At 68.8% G+C, this 13,191-nt stretch carries 16 protein-coding genes and 1 tRNA gene; 8 read left to right on the top strand and 9 right to left on the bottom strand.

The window, feature by feature from the left end; genetic code table 11:
• Positions 1-97: 97 nt before the first annotated feature.
• Positions 98-1,504 (bottom strand): NAD(P)/FAD-dependent oxidoreductase, encoded by a 1,407-nt coding sequence (locus ACFY1U_RS30055; protein ID WP_390697253.1) that lies wholly within the window; start codon positions 1,502-1,504, stop codon positions 98-100.
• Positions 1,505-1,514: 10 nt separating this feature from the next.
• Positions 1,515-2,171, bottom strand: coding sequence for a rhomboid-like protein (locus ACFY1U_RS30060; protein ID WP_390697254.1), 657 nt, complete (start codon positions 2,169-2,171; stop codon positions 1,515-1,517).
• Here ACFY1U_RS30060 and ACFY1U_RS30065 point away from each other — a divergent pair.
• Positions 2,170-3,090 (top strand): aminoglycoside phosphotransferase family protein, encoded by a 921-nt coding sequence (locus ACFY1U_RS30065; protein ID WP_390697255.1) that lies wholly within the window; start codon positions 2,170-2,172, stop codon positions 3,088-3,090. The genes ACFY1U_RS30060 and ACFY1U_RS30065 overlap by 2 nt on opposite strands.
• A gap of 57 nt (positions 3,091-3,147) precedes the next feature.
• Positions 3,148-3,630 carry a GNAT family N-acetyltransferase gene (locus tag ACFY1U_RS30070; RefSeq protein ID WP_390697256.1) on the top strand — a complete coding sequence of 161 codons (483 nt, stop codon included), beginning with the start codon at positions 3,148-3,150 and terminating at the stop codon, positions 3,628-3,630.
• 67 nt (positions 3,631-3,697) lie between these two features.
• Here ACFY1U_RS30070 and ACFY1U_RS30075 read toward each other — a convergent pair whose 3' ends face one another.
• Together ACFY1U_RS30075 and ACFY1U_RS30080 are read right to left on the bottom strand one after the other, a co-directional pair.
• Positions 3,698-3,976: a hypothetical protein gene (locus tag ACFY1U_RS30075; protein WP_390697257.1), complete on the bottom strand. Its 279-nt coding sequence runs from the start codon at positions 3,974-3,976 to the stop codon at positions 3,698-3,700.
• Positions 3,977-4,050: 74 nt separating this feature from the next.
• Entirely contained in the window at positions 4,051-4,803 is a 753-nt protein-coding gene (locus ACFY1U_RS30080; RefSeq protein WP_390697258.1) for a hypothetical protein, read from the bottom strand.
• Positions 4,804-5,220: 417 nt separating this feature from the next.
• On the opposite strand from ACFY1U_RS30080, the gene ACFY1U_RS30085 reads away from it, so the two are divergent.
• From ACFY1U_RS30085 to ACFY1U_RS30095, 3 genes are all read left to right on the top strand, one after another.
• Complete coding sequence (locus ACFY1U_RS30085) at positions 5,221-5,694, top strand: hypothetical protein (RefSeq protein ID WP_390697259.1); 474 nt, start codon at positions 5,221-5,223, stop codon at positions 5,692-5,694.
• Positions 5,695-5,883: 189 nt separating this feature from the next.
• Complete coding sequence (locus ACFY1U_RS30090) at positions 5,884-6,177, top strand: hypothetical protein (RefSeq protein ID WP_030941334.1); 294 nt, start codon at positions 5,884-5,886, stop codon at positions 6,175-6,177.
• Between the two features lie 244 nt (positions 6,178-6,421).
• Positions 6,422-6,727, top strand: a complete 306-nt coding sequence (locus ACFY1U_RS30095; RefSeq protein WP_115907393.1) for a hypothetical protein — start codon at positions 6,422-6,424, stop codon at positions 6,725-6,727.
• A gap of 137 nt (positions 6,728-6,864) precedes the next feature.
• On the opposite strand, the gene ACFY1U_RS30100 is transcribed toward ACFY1U_RS30095, so the two are convergent.
• The 4 genes from ACFY1U_RS30100 to ACFY1U_RS30115 form a co-directional block, all read right to left on the bottom strand.
• Positions 6,865-7,272 carry a hypothetical protein gene (locus ACFY1U_RS30100; RefSeq protein WP_390697260.1) on the bottom strand — a complete coding sequence of 136 codons (408 nt, stop codon included), beginning with the start codon at positions 7,270-7,272 and terminating at the stop codon, positions 6,865-6,867.
• Positions 7,273-7,396: 124 nt separating this feature from the next.
• A complete protein-coding gene (locus ACFY1U_RS30105; protein ID WP_390697261.1) occupies positions 7,397-7,834 on the bottom strand; it encodes a hypothetical protein in 438 nt (145 codons plus the stop codon).
• Between the two features lie 384 nt (positions 7,835-8,218).
• Positions 8,219-8,572, bottom strand: a complete 354-nt coding sequence (locus tag ACFY1U_RS30110) for a hypothetical protein (protein WP_390697262.1) — start codon at positions 8,570-8,572, stop codon at positions 8,219-8,221.
• Between the two features lie 216 nt (positions 8,573-8,788).
• The gene (locus tag ACFY1U_RS30115; RefSeq protein WP_365833343.1) at positions 8,789-9,052 is read right to left on the bottom strand and encodes a hypothetical protein; all 264 of its coding nucleotides are present in this window, start codon (positions 9,050-9,052) and stop codon (positions 8,789-8,791) included.
• Between the two features lie 421 nt (positions 9,053-9,473).
• Here ACFY1U_RS30115 and ACFY1U_RS30120 point away from each other — a divergent pair, with 421 nt between their 5' ends.
• Positions 9,474-10,898, top strand: coding sequence for a condensation domain-containing protein (locus ACFY1U_RS30120; RefSeq protein WP_390697263.1), 1,425 nt, complete (start codon positions 9,474-9,476; stop codon positions 10,896-10,898).
• Positions 10,899-10,965: 67 nt separating this feature from the next.
• Here ACFY1U_RS30120 and ACFY1U_RS30125 read toward each other — a convergent pair.
• A tRNA-Thr gene (locus ACFY1U_RS30125) sits at positions 10,966-11,042 on the bottom strand.
• A gap of 213 nt (positions 11,043-11,255) precedes the next feature.
• On the opposite strand from ACFY1U_RS30125, the gene ACFY1U_RS30130 reads away from it, so the two are divergent.
• Together ACFY1U_RS30130 and ACFY1U_RS30135 are read left to right on the top strand one after the other, a co-directional pair.
• The gene (locus ACFY1U_RS30130) at positions 11,256-12,392 is read left to right on the top strand and encodes an ABC transporter ATP-binding protein (protein WP_390697264.1); all 1,137 of its coding nucleotides are present in this window, start codon (positions 11,256-11,258) and stop codon (positions 12,390-12,392) included.
• Positions 12,393-12,628: 236 nt separating this feature from the next.
• On the top strand, positions 12,629-13,084 hold the full coding sequence (locus ACFY1U_RS30135) for a hypothetical protein (protein WP_390697265.1): 456 nt from the start codon (positions 12,629-12,631) through the stop codon (positions 13,082-13,084).
• Positions 13,085-13,191: the final 107 nt, after the last annotated feature.

Genomic DNA, 13,191 nt, shown 5'->3' on the forward strand with positions numbered 1-13,191 from the left:
GGGAGCAGTGGCGTACATGACACGAGCTGGCCAACAGCATTGGCGTGAATGCTGCGATGAGAGATTCCCATGAACGTAATCACCGGGTAAAAAATCCTCAGTGCCGCCCCGCCACCCGATCGGCGAACTGCGCCAGCTTCGACGACTCCGCGCGGTACGTGGCGCGTTCCCGCCGGTCCGCGGCCCGATAGATGGCGTACATCCCCTGCACCCCGAGCCACCGCAACGGCTCCGGCTCCCACTTGCGCACCTTGTGCCCGACCCACGGCAGCTCGGTCAGCTCGGTCCGGCCGCCCTGCCCCGAGTCGAACTGCACCAGATCCCTGAGCGTCCGCGCCGCGAGATTCGTCGTCGCCACCCCCGAGCCGACATAGCCGCCCGCCCAGCCGAGCCCCGTAGACCGGTCCAGGGTCACCGTCGCGCACCAGTCCCGTGGCACCCCGAGCACCCCCGACCAGGCATGCTCGATCCCCACCCCCGCCAGCGAGGGGAAGAACCGCACCAGGATCTCCCGCAGCGCCTCGACCGTCTCCGCCTGCGTCCGCCCGTCGTTGTCGGTCTTCGACCCGAAGCGGTACGGCACTCCGCGCCCGCCGAGCGCGATCCGCCCGTCGGCGGTCCGCTGCGCGTACATGTACGCGTGCGCCATGTCCCCGAGCGTCTCCAGCCCGTCCCACCCCACCGACTCCCACTGCTCGGCGGTGAGCGGCTCGGTCGCGATCATCGAGGAGTTCATGGGCAGCCAGGTGCGCCGCTGCCCCTTCAGGCTCGCGGTGAACCCCTCCGTGCAGCGCAGGACGTAGGGCGCCCGGACCGTCCCGTACGGCGTCACCGCATGCTTCGGGCGGATCTCCGCCACCGGCGTCAGCTCGTGAATCGTCACCCCGAGCGCCTCGACGGCGGCCGCCAGCCCCTTCACCAGCTTCACCGGGTGCAGCCGCGCCCCGTGCGGGGTCCAGGTCGACCCGACCGCGTCCGCGACCCGGATCCGCTCGGCGGTCTCCCCGGCGCCGTACAGCTCACGGTCCTTCTCCCCGTACGACAGCTCGAGCTCGTGGAAGGCCCTGAGCCGCGCCAGCTGGGCGGGTGTGGTGGCGATTTCGAGCACTCCGCCCTTGTGGATGTCGGCCTCGATGCCCTCCTCGTGCGCCGCCCGGACGACCTCGTCCACGGTCTCGTTCATGGCCTTCTGCAGCCGTACGGCGGCCTCGCGCCCGCGCAGCTTCGCGTACCGGTCCCGCCCGGCGATCCCGTTGTACAGCCAGCCGCCGTTGCGCCCGGAGGCCCCGTACCCGCAGAACTTCTGCTCCAGGACGGTGATACGGAGGAAGGGGGCCGCCTTCTTCAGGTAGTACGCGGTCCACAGCCCCGTGTACCCGCCCCCGACGATCACGACGTCGGCGGACGCGTCACCGCCGAGCGGCTCCCGCACCGCCGGGAAACCGTCGTCCGCGTACCAGTAGGAGATACCGCCGTTCACGACACTGCTCACCGAGCTGCTCATGGCCGGAAAGCTAACGCCTCAGGGCCGAAACTGTCTCCATCGGATCCCACGCCGGCCCCCGCCCGATGACCAGCGGATAACAGGCGAGCCCGATCAGCACCGACACGAAGTGCCCGAGGTCGGTGAAGGTCGGCGCGTCCACAAGCGGTTCCCCGTACACGAAGAACACCACCGCCAGATACAGATACCGCCAGGGCGCCACGATCCGGTAGGCCAGCACCCCCACCACCCCCGCGAGGGCGTAACTCACCCCGATATCAAGGGTATTGACGGCCGAGTGCTTCACCACCCCGTCCTGCACCGCCCTCAGCAGGGCTCCCTCGCTGATCAGCGTCGCCAGCACATGCGCAGCCGCGCAGACCATCAGCCACCGCAGCGTCCCCAGCCAGCGCTCGGCCTGCGCATGGAAGACGGTGTACTGGACGGCGACCGGAAGCCACTTGCCGCCGTCGATCCACATCGCACTCTGCAGAAGCACCCGCCCGGGGTTGTTCGACAGCTCATGGATGTTCGTGGACCGCTGCCGCAGGAACTCCTGCTCGAAGTGCGGCGACATGTGGTGCATCGCGACCGTGGTGACGAACAGGACGGCCAGCCAGAGATACGTGCCCGGCGCACTGCAGACGTAGGCCCACACCCGCTGCCCGAGCCCCCGGTCAATTCGCATGAGGCGATTCACGCACGTAAGTATCGTCGCAAGGGTGATCGACATCCCGGGTGAGCTGGCGGCGGCACAGGAGAAGTTCAACGGCGAGGCGGGACGGGCCTTCATCGCGGGCCTGCCGCACCTGGCTGAGGAGTTCCTCGATCGCTGGGAGCTACGACTGGACGGGCGCCCCATGCACGGAGTCAGCGCCCTTGTCCTCCCGGTCCTGCGCTGCGACGACACCCCTGCCGTGCTGAAGCTGCAGCTGCTGGACGAGGAGAGCGTGGGCGAGCCGGTGGCCCTGCGCCTGTGGGACGGCGACGGCGCGGTCCGCCTCCTCGCCCACGACGAGACGACCCACACCATGCTCCTGGAACGCCTCGATCACACCCGGATGCTCTCCCGGCTCCCCGGCACCCGCGAGGCCGTCCTGGTCATCGCCCGTCTGCTCGCCCACCTGACGGCCACCCCGGCCCCGGACGGCATGCGCCGCCTCGGCGACATCGCCGAGGCCATGCTGGACCGGACCCCGTGGGCGCTGAGGCGCATCCCGGACCCCGAAACCCGCAGCCTGGTCGCGCACTGCGCGGCCGCCGTACGAGAAGTCGTGGACGAACCCGGCGACCGCCTCCTCCACTGGGACCTGCACGACGAGAACGTCCTCGCCTCCGCCCGCGCCCCCTGGCTCGCCATCGACCCCAAACCCCTGGCAGGCGACCCCGGCTTCGAACTCTGGCCGGCCCTCGCCAACCGCTTCGACGCCGACGAGATCCGCTGGCGCTTCGACGCCATGACGGACGTACTCGGCCTGGACCGCGCACGCGCACGTGCCTGGACCCTGGGCAGACTCCTGCAGAACACCCTCTGGGACATCGAGGACGGCCGCGCCCCGGAGCCCCGCGACCTGGAAATAGCCAGGCGGCTGCGCAACCAGGCCTGAGGGGGCCCGGGGCTGCCGCAGCCGAGGACGGCGCACCCCGCGCGTAACCTCGGAAACGTGATCCGCGAAGCAACCCCCGCCGACGTCCCCGTCATCCACACCCTGATCCGCGAACTGGCCACCTACGAGAAGGCCCCGCAGGAGGCGAGGACCACCGAGGCCCAGCTCCACGACGCCCTCTTCGGCGACCACCCCGCCGCCTACGCCCACATCGCGACCGACGACACCACCGGCACCCCCGTCGGCTTCGCCCTCTGGTTCCTGAACTTCTCCACCTGGCGCGGCGTCCACGGCATCTACCTGGAGGACCTCTACGTGCGCCCCACCGCGAGAGGCGCCGGCCACGGCAAAGCCCTCCTCACCGAACTGGCCCGCATCTGCACCCAGCGCGGCTACGAGCGCCTCGAATGGTCCGTCCTGAACTGGAACACCCCGGCCATCGCCTTCTACGAGTCCCTCGGCGCCCGTCCGCAGGACGAGTGGACGGTGTACCGGCTGACGGACGAACCGCTCAAGAAGCTGGCCGGCCGCAGCAGCTGACGCCATGAAGCGCAAAAGCCCAGGCCGGATTGCTCCTGACCTGGGCGAGAAGCGGTAGCGCGGCTGCTCAGAGGGCCTTGCTGTTGCAGCCCATGTCCGAACCGAGGTGGGTGGGCTGGGCACCCGGGTCGCCTTCACCGTTCAGCGCGCCGCCCAGCAGACCGTTGAGGGCGCCAAGGCTGCCGATGACGTCGACGTTCATGTCGTGCGAGCGGCACTCGATGTCCTGCGTGACGTCGATGTCGTGCCCCGGCTCGCCGTGTGCGAAGGCCGGGCCGACCCCGAAGGCGCCGATGCTGCCGAGGACAGCGGCGCCCACGATGGCGGCCTTCTGAAGCTTGCGCATTTCTTCTCCATTGATCGAGCGGAAGTGATCTGCAGCAGATCGAGTTGGGACGACGGACAACTACCGGGAGGCCATCAGCCGAGGCGGGGCAGACCCAGGTTCCCGACGGGAGGAGCCGCAACCTGTCCGAGACCGAGCCCGGGCACCTGCGGTGCTGCACTGGCGGGCGAGACCAGCGGGTCGATGAGCGGGTTCACCTGGGGGTTGAACTGCGGGTTCACCTGAGGCGCGACATGCGGCGCCGGCTCCGGGTTGAAGACCTGGGGCATGGCGACCTGCGGGGCGACCTTCGGCATGACCTCGGGCGACGACTGCGGGGCGACCTGCGGCTGGACCAGCGGCTGCTGCTGAGGAGCGGACTGCGGGGCGGACGCCGGCGCACCGGCCTGCGCACCGCCCACCGACGAGGCGACGGCGGTGGCCTGGCTCGGCTGCTGCGGCGCGGCCTGCGGGGCGGGCGCCGCGGGCGCGTACTGCGGCGCCGGCTGGGAGTACGACTGCGGGCCACCGGACTGCGCGGTGCTGTCCGCGGTGGACGCGGCAACGGCCCGCGGCGGAGCGCTCTGCGGGGGTGCCGGGTAGTACTGGGGAGCCGGGGCCGGGGCGTAGTACTGGGGGGGCGGTGCCGGGGCCGGGTAGTACGCGGGCGCCGGGGCCGCGTACTGCGGCGCCGGGTAGTACGCGGGCGCCGGGGCCGGGTAGTACGGAGCAGCCGGAGCGCCACCGGTGTACCCGGGGTAGGCGTCGGCATGGCTGACGCCGGCGCCGATGGCGGACAGGCCGCCGGCCGCTGCTACGACGAGCGCGGCCTTGTGAATCTTTCGCATGGAACCCTCGGCCCTTCAATACCTGTGCAGGGAAATCCGTTGTATTCAGTGCTGTGTTGCGTGCGCTCAGTCTGATGTTCACGCCGGAGCCGACAGCGGATCCCCTTGCCCCTCTCACCGGTTCATGGTCGCTGCCCTCTCCCTGCTGGCAACGACATTTCCTTCTGCGCGGTCACGGGATCAAGAATTCCGTCACCCATTTGGAATTGATCGGATAACCGGCCTGCCGGGGGGCGAATGGGTGACTGCTCCCCGACTCCCGTGACTGGCCCCGAACTTGCTTCGTTCCCCACGGGGACAGAGCGAAGACCCATCACCCACCGCAGCCGCCCAGAACAGCAAGAGCAGCCACAACTCCACTGGCTCATCTGCTATTTCAGTACGTCCATGCCAGGTCAATGAAGGGCCGAAGGTTCCATGCGCAAGTTCCAGCACGTCGCGCTCGTCGTAGCAGCGGCCGGCGGTCTGTCCGCCATCGGCGTCGGCCCCAGTGTCGCCGACGCTCCTGTCGCCTACGGCAACAGTGCCCCGCCCCCGGGCCCCGCCATGGCCGGCGCCTTCACGGCCACCCAGGCCACCGCCCACGCGGACGGCCCGTCCGGCCCGTCCGCCCCGCGCCAGGCGGCCCCGGCACAGCCCGCCGAGGTTGCCCCGCAGGTCAATCCGCAGATCAACCCGCAGCTCAACCCGCACATCTCCTCGCCGTCGGCGCCGACGCAGTCCAGCGGCACGGCCGACCAGTTCAACCTCTTCCGCCCCGCCCAGGAGTGCAGCCCGCAGTCCGTGCTGAACGCGAACCTCCCGGTCGCCGTGCTCGCCGCCGCCGAGACCAAGGGCGTCGCCTGCACCCAGGCCAACAGCCAGGCGAACGCTCTCGCCAAGGCCCACTAGGAGCCGCCGAGGCCGACGAGAAGTCGCCGAGGTCCACCGGGATCGCCGTACGACGTCAGGGAGCTGCCGCAACAAGATCACAGGACACGGCGCGTCGCTAGGTGATTGTCGGTTATTTCCTATTATTCTCCGTAACTGTAAGAAGTCGATCTGTTACGGATCGCACCCACTCACTCCACCGGAGATGACATGCACCAGCTTCGCAAGGCTGCCGTCCTGGTCGCCGCCCTCAGCACCGTCGGACTCCTCGGTGCCGGCACCGCTCAGGCTCACGACGACGGGGGCAAGGGCGGCAAGGGTGGCGACAAGTTCAACGTGCTGCAGAGCTCCAACTGCAAGTCGCACGACCTGAACGTCGACGTCCTCGGCCAGGTCGGCATCCTCAACGGCCTGCTCGGCAACGCGCTCAACGGCGAGGGCAACGCCGGAGGCCAGGACACCCACATCGGCTCGAGCATGGGCTGCAACAACAGCGCCTTCTAGCCGAATGACGGTCGCGTAGCCGGCCGAGAGCGGGAAGCAGGCCCCGGCACCGAGCTCCAGACTCGGTGCCGGGGCCCATTTTTTTGTCACGCCGGCGGCATTTCCGGGCATCGACCAGGGCAGTGAGGATCATTCCGAATTCGGCGCGCCGCACAGTCTTTTACGGGTATTTCTTATTAGCCTCCGTAACTGCACGAAGTCGATCCATCACGGATCGCATCCACTTCACTCCACCGGAGATGTCATGCACAAGCTTCGCAAGGCTGCCGTCCTGGTCGCTGCCCTCAGCAGCGTCGGACTCCTGAGCGCCGGCGCCGCCCACGCCGATCAGGGCGGCTTCGGCTCGGGCGAAGGCGGCCATCGCGGCGGTGGCTTCAACATTCTGCAGAGCACCACCTGCCGCTCGCACGACGCCAACGTCGACGTCCTCGGCCAGGTCGGCATCCTCAACGGCGTTGCGGGCAACCTGCTGAACGGCGAGGGCAACCCGGGCGCCCAGGACACCCACCTGGGCTCGGACATGGGCTGCAACAACAGCGTCGGAAAGTAAGCCGGCAAGTAAGCCGGAAGGTCAGAACAGTCCTCGGTGCCCCGGCCGGTCGGCCGGGGCACCCGGGTTTTCACAGGGCCGGAACGCCGAAGTGCCGGATCGGGAGCGGCCCCGGTCCGGCACTCGCCGATCGCACCTCAGAAATCGAAGTGCGGCGTCGTGACACGGGGCGCCGTGACATGCGGCGCCGTGACATGGAACGCCCTGATGTGGGGCCGCTTGAACCCCTTGGGCGTCGGCGCCTTGTTGGTGCAGTCCAGCACCGGCCCGACGTGCGTCGACCCGTTGTTGAGCATGCCGTCCTCCGGCAGCACCAGTCGCGGCCGCGCCGTCGTCGAGCAGCTCTGCGACTGCTTGACGACGAACGTGCCGTGCTTGTCCTTGTGGACGCTCTCGGTCTTGTGCACGCAGATGATTTCCCCTGCGGCATTGGTCTTGCAGCCACGCGGGTTCTCGCTCGCCTGCGCGTGCACGGCTCCGACGCAGATCACGGCGAGACTTCCGAGGATCCCCGAGACCGTTGCGATTTTCTGCCGACTGAACATGCGCTGTTCTTCCTTTGATCGCTATATCGGTACAGCCCGGACGCGCACCCTGATGGGTTTACTGCGCGTCCGGGCTGCCTTGGCCGTTGAGGGTTCTGTTCAGGTCGTTGCGCCAGGGGCTTCTTTACCTGGAGCCGTACGGGGCGGCGTACTGCGGCGCGTACTGCGGCGCCTGCTGGGGGGCGGCGTACTGGGGGGCGGCGTACTGGGGCGCGTACTGCGGCGCGGCGATGTACTGGGGCACGAAGTACTGGGGCGCGGGCTGAGGTGCGGCCATCGGGGCGGCCTGCGGGGCGGCCTGCGGCGCGGACGGCGGCGCGAAGTTGACGTTCATCGGCGCGAAGTACGGAGCGGCCTGCGGGGCACCGTACGGAGCCGCCTGCGGGGCGTCGTGCGGGGCCCATCCCCCGCCGCTCCCGTAGGCCACGGCGTTGGCCTGCGAGGAGGCCACCGCGGTCGCCCCGCCGCCCCACCCGTCGGTGGCGCTGCTGACGCCGGCCCCGAGGGCGGAGAGCCCCGCGACCGCTGCAATTACTGCTGCGGTCCGCTGAAACTTGCGCATGATTAGACCCTTTCCTAGCTGGGCGGGAAGCCCTGGCTCGACTACTTAATGTGAGCATATACACACGAAACGTAGTCATTTGGGATCTTGGGTCCTTCTGTGCACCGTGTCGGCTTATGCCAAAGCGGCCTTCCACCCGCTCGGCCGCGGGCTCGGAGAGGGAAAGGGAAAGAGAAAGGGATGGTGCGGGGCGGGCAGTTGATGACGTGGTCGGGTCGCGCACTCGGCGCTCTCCCGTAGAACGACGATTCCCCCGGCCCAAGTCACGGGCAGGCAGCGGCAGTCACCCATCTGCCGCAGGCAGCGAAAAAACGGCACGGAAAAAGCGGACGGCCGGTCCCGGTCGCCCCGGTCCGGCCGTCCGTCGCTTGGGAAGTGCGGGCCTCAGCCCAGAATGCCACCGGGCAGTTCCGAGGGCGTGTCCCTGTCGTCGACCCCCGTATCGTTGGGGGAACAGGTCACCGCGGGCCCGATCTTGGTGCTCCCGCTGTTCAGCAGGGGGATGACGGGCAGCTCCATGGGCTTCTGCGGGGTGCAGGTGTTGGCCCGGCGGACGATGAAGTCCTCACCGTCGGACGTCTTGCCCGCGAACCGCTGGACGCAGGTGACATCGCCCGACGCGCTCACCGTGCAGGCCCCCGGGCCCGCCGCCGCATACGCCTGGGTGGCTCCGGTACAGGTCACGGCGAGGCCGCACAGAAGCCCCGAGACGGCCGCGATCTTCTTCCTACTGAGCATGTGATCCGTTTCCTTTGTGAGGGGCACCCGGGCGCCGTGCGCCGCGGACCGGCCCGTTTCGCCTACGAAGTGAAGGGCTGACCTGCTGAAGGAACTTCCAGAGCCATCACGAACGCATGCGGGCCACCGGAGCGGCCTCGCGCTCCGGGCGGCCACACGTGAACGGGCCCCTGCGGGGGGTGACCCCGAGGGGCTCGCGGAAAGCGTCGCGCACGATTACGAGGTGAAGGCGTTGTTGAACTGGCCGCAGGTGGTGTCGAAGGTCTCGGAGAGACCGAGCACGCCGATCGGGAGGTCGCCGTCGGCCACGGTCTGCGGACTGCACTCCTGGTACGGGCGGTAGTGCTCGGTCACCTTCGGCTTGGCGTCGTGGCCGTGACCGTGGCCGTGGGCGTAGGCGGTGCCGGCGCCGGCACCGATGACGGAGAGACCGCCAGCCGCCACTGCTGCTGCGATCATGGCCTGTTGAAGCTTGCGCATGAAACCCTCGGTCCTTCATTGCCTGGATGTCGAGGCAGATTGCCTACTGTGACTGGACGAACACTAGCAGTAACAACTAGGCATTCCACACCGCCGGATATCCCGTGTCCACTCGACGCGCGGCAACTCCGGCTTACGCAAAGTCCGTTCGAAGGAGCGCGTATTCTCCCCGTACGAGAATGGGGGCCGCTGGCCCCCGGCCGGAATGAACTCCGGTTTCTCGAGCGCGACTTGTTCGTATGTTGAAATGCCCGGACCAGTGAATAGCGGTGTCCCGCCAACCGATTGGCGCACATCCGCCGATCACTCAATCCACTCAAAAGTGGGAACACCCCATGTTCCGGGTATCTCCTTTCGCGGTCGCGGCATTCCCTTGATCGGGTCCGCCCGATTCGGGCTCCAACTGCGACAGGAGACGCCCGTGCGAATCACCGACATCCAGCGCTGCGAAGTCCGGCCCGGACGGCTCGTCGAGTGGGCGCTCAGTCCGGCGACCGTCACCATGGCGGCGGACCTTCCGGAGGACCCGCGGCCGCCGGCGTACGTCCAGGAGTCGCACATCAGGACCGCCCGATCGGTGCACGAGGACGGCCTGTTCGTGCCGACCTGGGTCGGTACGGCATTCGACATCCCGGGCAGGGTCGACCTCGACGCGCTGCAGGACGCACTGCGCAGCTGGACGCTCCGGCACGAGACGCTGCGCAGCGGATTCCGCTGGGACGGCGACGAGATGCGCCGTTTCACGCTCGGCACCGAGGACGTGTCCCTCCACCGGGAGGACATCGGCGACTTCCCCGACGCGGCGCGGCTCGTGCAGTACCTCCAGGACCGCTTCGACGCCTCCGCGAGCGCGCTGAGCTGGCCCAACTTCCTCTACACGGCGGTCGTCAGGGACGAAGGCGCGAGCCTGTACATCGCGTTCGACCACAGCAATGTCGACTCCTACTCCATCCAGCGCATGCCCGCCGAGATCAACGAGCTCTACAACGCCGCCGCCGAGGGGCGTCCCCTCGAGGAGTCCCCGGTCGGCAGCTACGTCGACTTCTGCGAGATCGAGCGCGCGGACGCGGACCGGATCGACGGCACCCACGCCATCGTCGGCCGCTGGCGGGACTTCATCCGGCGGTGCAACGGGAAGCTGCCCAACTTCCAAGTCGACCTGGGCCTTGAGCCCGGGGGTGACCTGCCCAGGCAGAAGCTGATGCGCGAGATGCTGGTCGACGCGGACGCCGCCGCAGCGTTCGAGTCGTACTGCCGGCCCTTCGGCGGCAGCCTCGTCGGCGTTCTGGCCGCCACCAGCCTCATCGTCCACGAGATCGGCAAACAGCCCGTCTACCGCGCCGTCGTGCCGTTCCACACCCGGGTGAAGTCCAAGTGGTCCAACTCCGTGGGCTGGTACGTCGGCGGAGCCCCGATCGAGGTCGCCATCGACGAGGCACCCGATTTCCCCACCGCCCTGACCGCCGTGCGCGCCGAACTGCAGGCCAACAGGTCGCTGGCGCGCATGCCGCTCGCCCGCGTACTGCGGCTGCTCGGCGAGGACTTCCGGCCGACCTCGCCCGACCTGTACTCGATCGTCTCGTTCGTGGACGCACGGGGCATCCCCGGGGCCGAGCGCTGGGACGAGCTGGCGGCCTACGGGCTGGTGCGGGTGTCCTACGGCGACCAGGTGTGCATCTGGCTGAACCGGCTGCACGAGGGCCTGTGGTTCACCTGCCGCTACCCCGACACCGACATCGCGTACAAGAACATGCGGCTGTACGTCGAGCGGCTGCGGGACGTCATCCTCACCGTGGCCGGCGAGCAGCGCGCCAGCGAACTCGCACCGCACGATCTCGCGGGATGAACGCCACGAACGGGGGCGGCCGACCGGGCCGCCCCTTGTGTCTCGGCGGCCCGCCCGAGCGGCAGGCTGGAGCCCCCTGTCGGATTCGAACCGACGACCTTCGCTTTACAAGAGCGGCGCTCTGACCAGCTGAGCTAAGGAGGCCTGCACGCAGGCTTCGCGTGCGTGCCCGTGCAGTGTACCCAGGTCCCGGCCCGCCCCTGTCGAAAATTTCCGCGAAGTTCACAGGCCCGCGGGTACTGACAGACCAGGCGAACGCCAGGTAGCGTCCTGAGCCAGTTCACCCTCGTGGACTACACCACCTTCCTACAACGGATCGTCCGGCACGTTCCTGCCGGTAGAAGGGGGCCCATCACCATGGCCACTGTTACGTTCGACAAGGCGACCCGGATCTACCCGGGCACCGAGAAGCCCGCCGTCGACGGTCTGGAGATCGAAGTCGGGGACGGCGAGTTCCTCGTCCTCGTCGGTCCGTCCGGCTGCGGCAAGTCCACCTCGCTCCGCATGCTCGCGGGGCTCGAGGACGTGAACGCCGGCGCCATCCGCATCGGTGACCGCGACGTCACGCACCTGCCGCCGAAGGACCGGGACATCGCCATGGTGTTCCAGAACTACGCGCTGTACCCGCACATGACCGTCGCCGACAACATGGGCTTCGCGCTCAAGATCGCCGGCGTCAACAAGGCGGAGATCCGCAAGAAGGTCGAAGAGGCCGCGAAGATCCTCGACCTCACCGAGTACCTGGACCGCAAGCCGAAGGCCCTCTCCGGTGGTCAGCGCCAGCGTGTCGCCATGGGCCGCGCCATCGTCCGTGAGCCGCAGGTCTTCCTCATGGACGAGCCGCTGTCCAACCTGGACGCCAAGCTCCGTGTGTCCACCCGTACGCAGATCGCCTCGCTGCAGCGCCGTCTCGGCATCACCACCGTCTACGTCACCCACGACCAGGTCGAGGCCATGACGATGGGCGACCGCGTGGCCGTGCTCAAGGACGGTCTGCTCCAGCAGGTCGACTCGCCGCGCAACATGTACGACAAGCCCGCCAACCTCTTCGTCGCCGGCTTCATCGGCTCCCCCGCCATGAACCTGGTCGAGGTGCCGATCACCGACGGCGGCGTGAAGTTCGGCAACAGCGTCGTCCCGGTCAACCGTGACGCCCTGAAGGCCGCCGCCGACAAGGGGGACCGCACCGTCACCGTCGGTGTCCGTCCCGAGCACTTCGACATCGTCGAGGAGGGTGGCGCCGCCGCCTCCGCCCTGTCGAAGGACACCGAGGACAAGCCGGCCGGTCTCGCGGTCTCCGTGAACGTCGTCGAGGAGCTCGGCGCCGACGGCTACGTCTACGGCACCGCCGAGGTCGGCGGCGAGACGAAGGACCTGGTCGTCCGTGTCGAGGGCCGCCGGGTGCCGGAGAAGGGCTCGACCCTGCACGTGGTGCCCCGCCCGGGCGAGACCCACGTGTTCTCGACCTCGACGGGTGAGCGTCTCACCGACTGAGGCCACTCGGCCGAGCGGCAACTCCCGAAACACCCATCCCGGGTAATTCACCCAGGTTGACGAAGAAGGGCCCCGCAGACCCCTGCGGGGCCCTTCTCGTTGTCGATATTTACCCCGGCACATCGGTCATTTCGAGCAGCGTGCGTCAACTTCACGCCCGGTCCGAACCGGCTTTACGTCCCCCGAACTGATTACTAAATGTCGCCAAATCATCACCTGGCGCTACTCTCACTCGCGTGAAGCACTCCACTAACCAACAGACGCGACGCGGCCGGGGCCCCGCCCGCCGGATCGGCCGCACGCTCGCCCTTGTCCTGCCCGTCGTCCTGGTGCTTTCCGGGACCCTCGCGGTCACCCGAGTCAACTGGACGGGAAACCCCTCGGACTCGGTGCTCACCGCCTCGGACGCGTCCGACATCACCTCGGACGCCAGGGCCGCCCACCGCGCCCCGCAGGACGTGCTGCGCGACAAGCTCCTGGGCGAGCTCCAGCAGGAGGACCCGGGCACGGTCCTCACGCACCTCCAGCAGGCCGTGAGCGAGCGCCCGTCGCTCGCCAGGCACTGCGTGTCCATCGCCCGGTCCCTGGGCCGCGCCGCGGTCCGCATGTACGGCCCCACACGCGCCCAGTCGTACGCCCGCCCGGTCTGCGACACGTCCTTCGCCTCGGGCGTCGCCGCCGCGCTCAGCTGAGTCGGAACCGTCCCTCCTCCGCCGTGGACGCCACGGACAGTTCGGAGGAGGGTAACGGCTGATTAAGGAACGGTTGCGGGCTCCGGAGGCGGGCGGGACGCACCGTA

Origin of the sequence: Streptomyces sp. NPDC001351 (assembly GCF_042896045.1) — a bacterium.
Lineage (GTDB): Bacteria > Actinomycetota > Actinomycetes > Streptomycetales > Streptomycetaceae > Streptomyces.